The following is a 10968-nucleotide window of genomic DNA, read 5'->3' as shown; positions in this document are numbered from 1 at the left end:
GGCCGGAGGCGTGCCTGCCGCCCCTGCGGCTACTTCGGCGTGTACCAGCTGAACTCGAGGATGGTGTCGTTGTAGTCGGCGTCGTCGCCGTTCTCGGCGACGAGCACCATCAGGTTGTAGGCGCCGATCTCGTACGGGCCACCGGAGTTGAGCCTGCTCGGCTTGAAGACGCCGTCGCCCTCGCTGAACTCGAAGACGGCGGTGAGGCCGGCCTGCCCGGTGATGGTCTCCTGGCCGATGACGGTGTTGCGCTCACCGGCCCCGACGAACTCCAGGCCCACGGTGCCGTCCTGGTTGGTGAGCCGCACCTTCTGGGCGCTGGACGAGTTGGTCTTGGCCTTGACGGTGACCTGGGCGCCGGCGGGCAGGCTGATCTCGGCGGTGTTGCCCTTGACGAGGACATAGGCGTCGGACATGGGATTCCTTCGTTCCGTGGGGAGTTCTCGTGGTGATCACCGCTCACGCTAGCCGCGCCGCGATCGATTCCAAGGAACTCCGTTCCGGAATAACACTTTCGAGGGAACGATCTTGACATCGGGCGCCAAGTGCCAACCCCCGTAAGGGAGGTGGGGTTCTCTGGGGGTTCCTCTCGGGGGCAACCCGGATGTCGGCCCGGGCCGACAGGCCGGACACTCGGTCCATGCGCATCACACGGGCCGGTTGGGCCGTCATGACGGTGCTCGCCACCCTCATCGCCGTGATCTCCGCCAAGTACTTCAGCTTCGACCCCGCGGGGTTCTTCGAGCAGCAGCGCGCCACCTACCTGCGCCACGAAGTCCCGCTCTACATCCACATCTTCGGCGCGATCACCGCACTCGCGGTCGGGCCCTGGCAGTTCTCCGCCCGCCTGCGCGAGCGCCGGCCCCGCCTGCACCGCCGGATCGGCGTCGTCTACCTGCTCGGCTGCCTGGTCGGCGGGGTGGGCGCGCTGCTGCTGGCGCCCGTCGCGTACGGGGGAGCGGTCGCGAGGCTCGGCTTCGTCGGCCTGGCCGTGGCCTGGCTGGTGACCGGCAACGCCGGGCTGCGGGCGATCCTCGACGGCCGGGTGGCCGACCACCGCCACTGGATGATCCGCAGCTTCGCGCTCACCTTCGCCGCCGTCACGCTGCGCCTGATGCTGGTCGCCGCGACAGCCGCGCACCTGGACTTCCGCACCTCCTACACCGCCATCGCCTGGCTGTGCTGGGTGCCCAACCTGCTGCTCGCCTGCTGGTTCACCCGCCCCCGCCGCGCCGTCGCGGAGGTGGTGACAGGTCAGTAGGGGTGCTTGTCGGGCCTGGCCCTCCACGCGTCGTACGCGGGCTTGCCGAGTTCGGGGCAGAACTGCTCCATGCGGATGCTCCGCTCCTCGATGGGCTTCTTGAAGTCGTCGTACTGGTACTCGTCGCTGAACCCGATGTCCTGGGTGTCCTGCAGGTCCTGGCTGAAGTAGACGGCGTCGAACCGGGACCAGTAGATGGCGCTCATGCACATCGGGCACGGCTGGCCGCTGGTGTAGATCTCGCAGCTCTTGAGCATCCGGGCGCGGAACGGCTCCTTGTCCGACGGCTCGCTCGGGATGAGTTCCAGCGTGCTCTCCCGCTCGGCGACGGTGGGCTTCCCGGTGTCGGGCGCAGGGGAGCCGGCGGGGGAGTCGGAGCAGGCGGCGACCAGGCGGACCCCGGCGCCGAGCGCGAGGCGGCGCGGGGCGTCGCACCGGCCGATGACGCGGGCCGCGGCGATGAAGTGCCGGAACGTGCCGAGGTGACGGTTGCCCGGGTTTCCCCCGTGGACGGCTTCCTTGATCGAACCGGGGGATTCCGGCCCCGGCTAGCCCGGTCGGGCAGCGGTGTTCCTCCGCCCGGGTAGCCGGTACGGCGGGCCTCCGCGCCGGAGTCGGGGGTTCGGGTACGGATCGGGCTCGACGCGGGGAACGGCCCCGCGTCGACGCACCCCGAGCCGCAACCCTCAGGAGCCCCCGTGGCCCGTATGAAGCCCCTCGTCCTGACCGCCCTCGCCGTCGCCGTCACCGGTGTCCTGGCCACGGGCACCGTGGCCGCCGTCGCCGACGGCAAGCCCAGCCACAAGCCCGTCGGAGAGCCCGTCGGCGAGCCGGCGGGCAAGCCCAACGTCAAGCCGACCGTCGTCGTCCCGCACGGCCCGGCCGCCGTCAGCCCCGCGCTGATGGCCGCGCACGACCAGGTCGTCGGCGACTGGATCGACGTGGCCCCCGGGGACAACGGGGTCGCCATCGTCAGCTGTCCGTCCGGGGAGGTGCCCACCGGCGGTGGCGGCCAGACCAGCGCCTTCCGGATCTTCGTCACCGACTCCTACGCGACCGACAACTCCTGGGTCGTGCGCGGCACCAACACCGGCACCGGGACCGAGTCCATCCGCGCGACCGCCGTCTGCACCGCGCTCTGACCTTCCGGCCGGCCTTCCGGCCGCACCCGTACGACGAACGGCCCGGGCCCGGGCGGTGGTTGCCAGGGCCCGGGCCGTTCCGTCGCCCGGCTACTTCGGCGCCGGCAGCAGCCCCAGGCCCGAGACCGGCCCGAGGTGGGCGAGCTTGTCGGGGTTGGACACGGCGTGGACGGACCGCACCGCGCCGTCGGCGTCGATGTCCAGCTCGATGACGCCGGCCACGCGCTGCTCCGCGTCGTACACCACCGCGCCCGGGCGGCCGTTGACCCGGGCCGGGACGAGGCGCGCGCCCAGGCGGCGGACCCGGCGCAGGCCGCCGACGAGCAGCTGGGCGACGCGGCGCGGGTCGGTGAGGGAGTGGGCCAGCGCGCGGGCCTTGCCGCCGCCGTCGCCCTGGAACGCCACGTCGGGGGCGAGCATGCCGAGCAGGGCGTCCAGGTCGCCGCCCTCGGCGACCTCGAAGAAGCGGCGGGCCAGCTCCTCGCCCTCCGCACGGCGGGCCGGGGCCGGGGCGACGGCCTCGTCCTCGCGCGCCGCGGGCGCCAGGCGCTTCCTGGCGCGGGCGAGGATCTGACGGCAGTTCGCCTCGCTCTTCCCCACCATCTCCGCGACCTCCGGGTAGCCGTACCCGAAGGCCTCGCGCAGCGTGAACACCGCGCGCTCGACCGGCGAGAGGGCCTCCATCAGCACCAGGAACGCCATCGACAGGGTGTCCGCCAGCTCGGCGTGCTCGGCCGGGCCGGGCCGCTCGGCGGTGGTGACGACGGGCTCGGGCAGCCACTCGCCGACGTAGGCCTCGCGGCGCACCCGGGCGGAGGTGAGGTGGTTGATGCCCAGGCGGGTGACGGCCGTGGTCAGGTACGCCTTGGGGTCGGCGATCGCGGTGCCGGCCCGGTCGGCGCGGGTGAAGCCGAGGAAGGCGTCCTGGACGAGGTCCTCGGCGTCGCCGACCGAACCCGTCATCCCGTAGGCGATGGAGAACAGCAGCGGACGGTACCCGGCCACGCCCGCCGCACCCGCCGTACCCGTCATGTGGACCCCCTGTCCCGACCGTGGCCAGCAGGCTATCCGAGGCCCGCCGGGGCCCACTGGCGGGTGGTGTGGCGCAGGTCACGGAGCCCGGGCGGCCGGGGGATGTCACAGAACGGCGGGCCGTCCTGTCTCAAGGGGCAGCAAACGGAACAGCGACCGAGGAGCACGCCATGGAACCCCGCCTCAACCCCTTCGCCAGCCCCGTCATCGGCAAGGTCCTCAAGCACCTCATCGCGGCCAACAAGCCCATCGCCGAGTCGGCCCTGCCGTACACCGTCCAGGAGTTGGTGCGGCTGCGCGCCAGCCAGATCAACGGCTGCGGCGCCTGCATCGACATGCACTTCAAGGAGGCCGTGCACGCCGGCGAGGACCCGGTGCGCCTCAACCTGGTCGCCGCCTGGCGCGAGGCCACCGTCTTCACCGAGGCCGAGCGCGCCGCGCTGGAACTCGCCGAGCAGGGCACCCGGCTCGCCGACGCGGCCGGCGGGGTGAGCGACGAGGCGTGGGCGAACGCCGCCAAGCACTACGACGAGGAGCAGCTCGCGGCACTGGTCTGCGCGATCGCGCTGATCAACGCCTTCAACCGGGCCAACGTGATGATCCGCCAGCCCGGCGGCGGCTACGAGGTCGGCATGTACCACCACTGACCGGCGCGGCTCCGGGCCCCGCTCCTTCCCCAACCGGCCTGCCGGGTACGGCCGGTGGGGAGGCCGGGGCCCGGGCGGTGCGCCGCCCGCCCGGGGCGGCGCACCCGTCGCGTTCCACCCGACGGACCGTCAGTACGGACTGTTACGATCTTGGTCCGGGTGAACCGCCCGTTCCGGGAACCGAGGGAGACGTCCATGTCCGAGGAATCGACGCGCCGGATCGTCGTGCTGCGCCACTCCAAGGCCGAGCACCCCGACGTGGACGACCACGAGCGCCCGCTCGCCGACCGGGGCCGCGAGGACGCGCCGGCGGCCGGACGCTGGATCGCCGGCGCCGGCATCACCCCCGACCTCGCGCTGGTCTCCACCGCCGTGCGGACCCGTGAGACCTGGAGGCTCGCGGCCGCCGAGCTCCCGGTGGTGCCGAAGACCGTCGCCGAGGAGCGCGTGTACGAGGCGAGCCTCGGGGAGCTGATCGCGCTCCTCAACGAGCAGTCCGACGAGGTGCGGGACCTGGTCCTGGTCGGCCACAACCCCGGCGTCCACGCGCTGGCCGACGCCCTGGCGGGCGAGGCCGAGGGGGACCTGCTGGCGCGGATGAACCGCTCCGGCTTCCCGACCTCGGCCATCGCGGTCCTGGAGTTCCAGGGCAGCTGGAAGGCCGTCGAGCACGGCGTCGGCCGGCTCACCGCCTTCTGGATGCCGCACGCCTGACACCCGCACTGCAAGGCACCCAAACCGCCCGAACACGGCTGTGCCGCCCGGCAGTTCGCCGGGCGGCAGCATCGGGCCGGGGTCAGCGGCGCGGCCCGGCGACGTGGTCGCTCAGCCGGATGACGGTGATCTCGACCTGGCCGTGCCCGTCCTCCCACCCCGCGACCGGTTCGCAGCCCTCGTCGTCCAGGCCGAAGGCCGTGGTGTCGGCGGACACGGGCATCAGGCCCGTCTCCCCGTCGGTGCAGAAGTAGCCGAGGTGGGTGCGCAGTTCGGGGTTCCCGATCACGGAAAGCTCCTCCTCCCACTCCTCCTCGGGCTCCGCCGTGAAGGGCATCAGCTCCCCGGGGGTGCGGCCGGTGGCGAAGGCCGTGCACAGGGCGTCCAGGAGGGTGCCGTCGGAGACGAGCAGGGGAGCGTAGACCTCCCAGGTACCGGCCAGGGCCGGGTCGGTGAGGTCGACGCCGTACCGTTCCAGCAGCGGGGCGAGGTCGGCGCCCCGCAGCAGTCCGGGGCTGAAGCAGGCGGCCTCGACGGCGGCGGCGAAGCCCTCGGGGAGATGCGCCCCGGCGTCGGACGGCCGGAACTCGAAGACCGAGCGGCTCGGGTCGAAGACCGGCGTCCCCTCGGCCTCGTCGAACAGGTGGAGCCGGGAGGCGAACGGCTCCTCGCCGCGCAGCGCCGCCGGGCGCACCCAGGCGTGCTCGCGCCGGAAGCCGGTCTCGTACAGCAGGTTGCCGGTGACGCAGGCGGCGTAGACCGCGTCGGGGTCGTACTCCGCGAGGGGGCGGCCGAGCAAGGCGGCGAAGGCGTCGGCGAGTTGGCGGTCCCAGTCGGCATCCGCGGGCGCGGTGGGGTGGTAGGTCATGGCGGCACGGTAGCGGCGCCCGCCGACAGCGGCCGGGCCGGGTCCGGGGCGCGGGCCACGGCCGCGCCTACAGCAGCAGCGCCGCCACCTCCGCCGGTGTCCAGTGCCCGGCCGCGCCCGGGCGGGTGGCGAGGTAGCCGGCCGTGCGCCAGGGGCCCCAGCCGTGGGACTCGGCCAGGCCCGCCGCCAGGGTGCGCAGGTAGGGCGGGGTGGGGGCGTTGAGCTCGGCGCCGGCCACGCCCCGGGCGGCGGTGAAGGTCAGCAGCGGGTGGCCGTCCGACTCGCCGACGTGCAGCAGGGTTTCGTAGCGGCCCGGGCCCAGTTCGGCGCGCCCGGCGGCGAGCACCGGGGCGAGGTCGAGGTCGGTGCCGGGGGAGCGGCGCATCTCCTGGGCGGCGATGTCGCTGAACTGACCGACCGTCACCAGGTAGGCCCGGCAGGGGACTTCGCCGGGGAGGGCCGGGTCGTAGAAGGCCGAGCCGCCGCCCCAGGTGAGCGAGTGGTCGGCGAAGTAGAGCACGCCCGGCAGTACGGTGGCCACCGCCCGGCGCGGCGGGCGCGGGTCGCGGCTTCCGGGGTGGGTCTGCGCCCCGCCGTCGGGGCGGCCGCCGCGCAGGTAGCGGGCGAGGCGGGCGGCGTGCAGGTTCGAGCCGTACGCCACGTACCAGACGAGCACCTCCCCGCCGCTCTCCCCGCTGCTCTCCGTACCGCTCTCCCCGCCGCCCTGCCCGTCACGGTCCAGGTCCCGGTTCCGGTCTCGCCCAGCCGAATCCCAGTCGGGCGCGCCGCTGCCCAGCCCGCTCACAGGAAGGAGCCGCGGTGTGGGCCGCGAAAGACTCCCACAGGAATATGTGAAAACCGTGAACACGCCAGTGATCCGACCAGAACCCCCCGATTCGGCAGCGGCCCCTTCACTACTGGTAGCGAATCGGTCGCCATGGTGTTCATCACTCTTCTCGCTCCCGTCGCACCGCTCCGGTATTCGGCGATTACTCTTCACCAGCGAAAACGATCGGAAACCAGCGAAATAGCATTCGATTCATACCGTTGCTGCCCTCGCGTGGCATCGATGATGAGAATTTTCTTTGATCGATTCCTCACTGCATCCAGCCGACTCCCAGCGGAGTCATGGTGAGTGGGCGCACCCAGCAGGTGACAAAGACGTCACCCCGCGTGATACCCGTACGCGCCCCCAGGACCCCGGAGCCAAGGAACCCATCCATGGACGCACGCCACGAAACGGCCGGCCCCGGCACGCTGCACCGCCCGAACCCGGGCCCCGTGGCGGGCTGGCCGGCGGCCCAGCCCGCCCACCCCCGCAGCCTGCTCGACATCATCGCCGCCACCGCGCAGGCGCACCCCGGCGCGCCCGCGCTCGACACCGGCGACACCGTCCTCGACTACCGTGCCCTGCTGCACGAGGTCGAGACCCTCGCCGGGCAGCTGGCCGGCCACGGCATCGGCCGCGGCGACCGCGTCGGGGTCCGCATCCCCTCCGGCACCGCCGACCTCTACATCGCGATCCTCGCCGTCATGCGCTGCGGCGCCGCCTACGTGCCCGTCGACGCCGACGACCCCGACGAGCGCGCCGAGATGATCTGGCAGGACGCCGCCGTCTGCGCCGTCCTCGGCCCCGGGCGCGCCCTGCACGCCCCCACCGACGCCCGCCCCTCGGGCCGTCCGGCCTGGCCCGCCCCGGCCGACGACGCGTGGATCATCTTCACCTCCGGCACCACCGGCCGCCCCAAGGGCGTCGCCGTCACCCACCGCAGCGCCGCCGCCTTCGTCGACGCCGAGGCCCGCCTCTTCCTCCCGCAGCAGCCGCTCGCCCCCGGCGACCGCGTCCTGGCCGGCCTGTCCGTCGCCTTCGACGCCTCCTGCGAGGAGATGTGGCTCGCCTGGCGCCACGGCGCCTGCCTGGTGCCCGCCCCCCGCTCCCTCGTCAAGGCCGGCACCGACCTCGGCCCCTGGCTCGTCAGCCGGCGCATCACCGCCGTCTCCACCGTCCCCACCCTGCTCGCCCTGTGGCCGCAGGAGTGCCTGGACGCCGTCCGCCTGATCATCGTCGGCGGCGAGGCCTGCCCCGCCGAACTCGTCGACCGCCTCGCCACCGGCGGCCGCGAGTTCTGGAACACCTACGGCCCCACCGAGACCACCGTCGTCGCCACCGCCGCCCGCATGCTCCCCGGCCAGCCGGTGCGCATCGGCGCCCCCCTCGACGGCTGGGAGATCGCCGTCGTCGACCAGGCCGGCCACCCCGTCCCCTGGTACGAGACCGGCGAACTGCTCATCACCGGCGTCGGCACCGCCCGCTACCTCGACCCCGCCAAGGACGCCGAGAAGTTCAGCGCCCACCCCGCCCTCGCCTCGCCCCGCGTCTACCGCAGCGGCGACCTCGTGCGCAACGAACCCGAAGGCCTGATCTTCCTCGGCCGCGCTGACGACCAGGTCAAACTCGGCGGCCGCCGCATCGAACTCGGCGAGATCGACGCCGCCCTCCAGGCCCTGCCCGACGTGCGCGCCGCCGCCGCTGCCGTCCGCAGGACCCCCGCCGGCGCCGACCTGCTCGTCGGCTACCTCGTCGCCCGGCCCGGCACCACCCCCGACCTCGCCACCGCCCGCCGCCGGCTGCTGGAGCGCCTGCCCGCCCCGCTGGTGCCCGTCCTCGCCCTCGTCGACTCCCTGCCCACCCGCACCTCCGGCAAGGTCGACCGCAACGCCCTGCCCTGGCCGCTCGCCACCACCGGCACCGCCCCCGCCGCCCGGGCCCTGGACGGCACCGCCGGCCGGCTCGCCGCCCACTGGGAGCGCCTGCTCGGCACCGCCCCCGGCCCCGACGACGACTTCTTCGCCCTCGGCGGCTCCAGCCTCACCGCCGCCCGCCTCGTCTCCGAACTGCGCACCCGGCACAACGGCGTCTCCGTCGCCGACCTGTACGCCCACCCCGTCCTCGCCGACCTCGCCGCCCACCTCGACACCCTCGCCCCGGCCGCCGCCCCCGAGGACACCGCCGCCGGCGCCGCCGCCTCCTCCGCCGTCCGCGGCCGCACCGTGCGCCGCACCCCCCGCAGCGCCGGCCTGTGGCAGACCCTCCTGCTCCTCGGCATGTTCTCCCTCGCCGGACTGCGCTGGATCCTCCTCCTGATGGCCCTCGACAACCTCACCGGCAGCCACCTCGCCTGGGCCCCCCACAGCTCCTGGTGGCCCGTCGGCGCGGGCCTGCTCCTCCTCTACAGCGCCCCCGGCCGCACCCTGCTCGCCGCCGCCGGCGCCCGCCTGCTCACCGCCCGCATCCGCCCCGGCAGCCACCCCCGCGGCGGCCACGTCCACCTGCGCCTGTGGGCCGCCGAACGCTACACCGCCATGTTCGGCACCGCCGCCCTCGCCGGCACCCCCTGGGCCCCCCGCTACGCCCGCGCCCTGGGCTGCCGCGTCGGCCCCGGCGCCCAGCTCCACACCCTGCCCCCCGTCACCGGCCTCGCCCGCATCGGCGCCCACGCCTCCGTCGAACCCGAAGCCGACCTCGCCGGCTGGTGGCTCGACGGCGACACCCTCCACCTCGGCCGCATCGACATCGGCGACGGCGCCCGCATCGGCCACCGCGCCACCCTCATGCCCGGCGCCCGCATCGGCGCCGGCGCCGAGATCGCCCCCGGCTCCTGCGTCACCGCCACCACCGCCGTCCCGCCCGGCGCCCACTGGACCGGCTCCCCGGCCCGCCCCGACACCACCGCCCCCGCCGACTGGCCCACCGCCCCCGCCCCCGCCCCACGCGGCTGGAACCTCGCCTACGGCGCCGCCTTCGCCCTCTTCGGCCTCGTCCCGATCCTCGCCGCGCTGCCCGCCCTGGCCATCGTCTACCCGATGATCGACAGCGACGCCACCCTGCTCGGCGCCCTCGTCCAGCTCCTGCCCGCCACCATCCCGCTGGCCGCCCTCACCGTCGTCTGCTACGCCACCCTCATAGCGCTCCTCGTGCGCCTGCTGTCCCTCCCGCTGCGCCCCGGCCACCACCCCGCCACCGGCCGCGTCGCCTTCTGCGCCTGGGCCGTCAGCCGCCTCAGCGACACCGCCCGGCGCACCCTCTTCCCCTTCTACGCCAGCCTCTTCACCCCGGTGTGGCTGCGCCTGCTCGGCGCCCGCGTCGGACGGCGCGTCGAAGCCTCCACCGTGCTCGCCCTGCCCGGCCTGATGCGCGTCGACGACGGCGCCTTCCTCGCCGACGACACCCTCGTCGCCCCGTACGAGCTGCGCGGCGGCTGGCTCCGCCTCGGCCCCGCCCACGTCGGACGCCGCTCCTTCGTCGGCAACTCCGGCATCGTCGGCCCCGGCCGCCACCTGCCCGACAACTCCCTCGTCGGCGTCCTGTCCGACACCCCCGCCCACGCCCCCGAAGGCTCCTCCTGGCTCGGCCGCCCCGCCTTCGCGCTGCCCCGCGTCGCCGACACCGGCGCCGACGCCCGCACCTACAACCCGCCCCGGCGCCTGATGTGGGCGCGCGCCGGCGTCGAACTCTGCCGGCTGCTGCCGATCGTCCTCGCCGCCCTGCTCGGCGACCTCGTCCTCGCCGCCCTGCAGGAACTGCGCGACGACTACGGCCTGGCCGTCGCCCTCGGCACCGCCGGACTCGTGCTCACCGCCGCCGCCGTCGTCGCCTGCGCCGTCACCACCGCCGCCAAGTGGCTGCTCGTCGGACGCTTCCGCGTCGCCGAACACCCCCTGTGGTCCTCCTTCGTGTGGCGCAACGAGCTCTACGACACCTTCGTCGAGGAACTCGCCATGCCCTTCGGCGGCCACACCATCACCGGCACCCCCTACCTGAACGTGTGGCTGCGCAGCCTCGGCGCCCGCATCGGCCGCGGCGTGTGGTGCGAGACCCACTGGCTGCCCGAGACCGACCTGGTCACCGTCGAGGCCGGCGCCAGCGTCAACCGCGGCACCGTCCTGCAGACCCACCTCTTCCACGACCGCGTCATGCGGCTGGGCCCCGTCCACCTCGCCGCCGGCTCCACCACCGGCCCGCACTCCATCGTGCTGCTCAACGCCTCCCTCGGGGCCGGCAGCACCGTCGGCCCGGCCTCCCTGGTCATGCGCGGCGAGAACGTCCCCGGCGGCGGGCGCTGGCTCGGCAACCCCGTCGCCGCCTGGGACGCCGACCCCACCCCGCCCGCCGGCCGGCGCCGCCACCGGGCCACCGCCGGGGTGTGACGCGAATCACCCTGGCGGGGCGATGAGTTCGCGGTGCGGTCACGGTCTACCTCCCACACCCCCCCCCGAGATTTTTAACGCCCCCCCCCCCGGCAC

General features: G+C 74.4%; 10 protein-coding genes. 5 read left to right on the top strand and 5 right to left on the bottom strand.

Annotated elements, in window-relative coordinates:
* Positions 1-29: 29 nt before the first annotated feature.
* Entirely contained in the window at positions 30-416 is a 387-nt protein-coding gene (locus ACFU7Z_RS26720) for a fucose-binding lectin II (RefSeq protein WP_380780166.1), read from the bottom strand.
* A gap of 224 nt (positions 417-640) precedes the next feature.
* Between ACFU7Z_RS26720 and ACFU7Z_RS26715 the strand changes: the two genes are divergently transcribed.
* Positions 641-1261 carry a DUF2306 domain-containing protein gene (locus tag ACFU7Z_RS26715; RefSeq protein ID WP_380780164.1) on the top strand — a complete coding sequence of 207 codons (621 nt, stop codon included), beginning with the start codon at positions 641-643 and terminating at the stop codon, positions 1259-1261.
* Here ACFU7Z_RS26715 and ACFU7Z_RS26710 read toward each other — a convergent pair.
* Positions 1255-1518, bottom strand: coding sequence for a hypothetical protein (locus tag ACFU7Z_RS26710; protein WP_380780162.1), 264 nt, complete (start codon positions 1516-1518; stop codon positions 1255-1257). The genes ACFU7Z_RS26715 and ACFU7Z_RS26710 overlap by 7 nt on opposite strands.
* Positions 1519-1959: 441 nt before the next feature.
* Here ACFU7Z_RS26710 and ACFU7Z_RS26705 point away from each other — a divergent pair, with 441 nt between their 5' ends.
* Positions 1960-2403 carry a hypothetical protein gene (locus ACFU7Z_RS26705; protein WP_380780160.1) on the top strand — a complete coding sequence of 148 codons (444 nt, stop codon included), beginning with the start codon at positions 1960-1962 and terminating at the stop codon, positions 2401-2403.
* 90 nt (positions 2404-2493) lie between these two features.
* Here ACFU7Z_RS26705 and sigJ read toward each other — a convergent pair whose 3' ends face one another.
* A complete protein-coding gene (sigJ, locus tag ACFU7Z_RS26700; protein ID WP_380780158.1) occupies positions 2494-3435 on the bottom strand; it encodes an RNA polymerase sigma factor SigJ in 942 nt (313 codons plus the stop codon).
* Positions 3436-3605: 170 nt separating this feature from the next.
* On the opposite strand from sigJ, the gene ACFU7Z_RS26695 reads away from it, so the two are divergent.
* Together ACFU7Z_RS26695 and ACFU7Z_RS26690 are read left to right on the top strand one after the other, a co-directional pair.
* Positions 3606-4082 carry a carboxymuconolactone decarboxylase family protein gene (locus tag ACFU7Z_RS26695; protein WP_117485235.1) on the top strand — a complete coding sequence of 159 codons (477 nt, stop codon included), beginning with the start codon at positions 3606-3608 and terminating at the stop codon, positions 4080-4082.
* Between the two features lie 195 nt (positions 4083-4277).
* Entirely contained in the window at positions 4278-4796 is a 519-nt protein-coding gene (locus tag ACFU7Z_RS26690) for a SixA phosphatase family protein (protein WP_380780156.1), read from the top strand.
* A gap of 82 nt (positions 4797-4878) precedes the next feature.
* On the opposite strand, the gene ACFU7Z_RS26685 is transcribed toward ACFU7Z_RS26690, so the two are convergent.
* Together ACFU7Z_RS26685 and ACFU7Z_RS26680 are read right to left on the bottom strand one after the other, a co-directional pair.
* The gene (locus ACFU7Z_RS26685) at positions 4879-5664 is read right to left on the bottom strand and encodes a hypothetical protein (RefSeq protein WP_380780154.1); all 786 of its coding nucleotides are present in this window, start codon (positions 5662-5664) and stop codon (positions 4879-4881) included.
* A gap of 67 nt (positions 5665-5731) precedes the next feature.
* Positions 5732-6469: a histone deacetylase gene (locus ACFU7Z_RS26680; protein WP_380780152.1), complete on the bottom strand. Its 738-nt coding sequence runs from the start codon at positions 6467-6469 to the stop codon at positions 5732-5734.
* Between the two features lie 416 nt (positions 6470-6885).
* On the opposite strand from ACFU7Z_RS26680, the gene ACFU7Z_RS26675 reads away from it, so the two are divergent.
* Positions 6886-10872, top strand: a complete 3987-nt coding sequence (locus ACFU7Z_RS26675) for a Pls/PosA family non-ribosomal peptide synthetase (protein WP_380780150.1) — start codon at positions 6886-6888, stop codon at positions 10870-10872.
* Positions 10873-10968 lie beyond the last annotated feature (96 nt).

It is taken from the genome of Kitasatospora sp. NPDC057518 (genome assembly GCF_042802075.1).
Classification (GTDB): Bacteria; Actinomycetota; Actinomycetes; order Streptomycetales; family Streptomycetaceae; genus Kitasatospora.
This window is presented reverse-complemented; position numbering and strand designations above follow the sequence as displayed.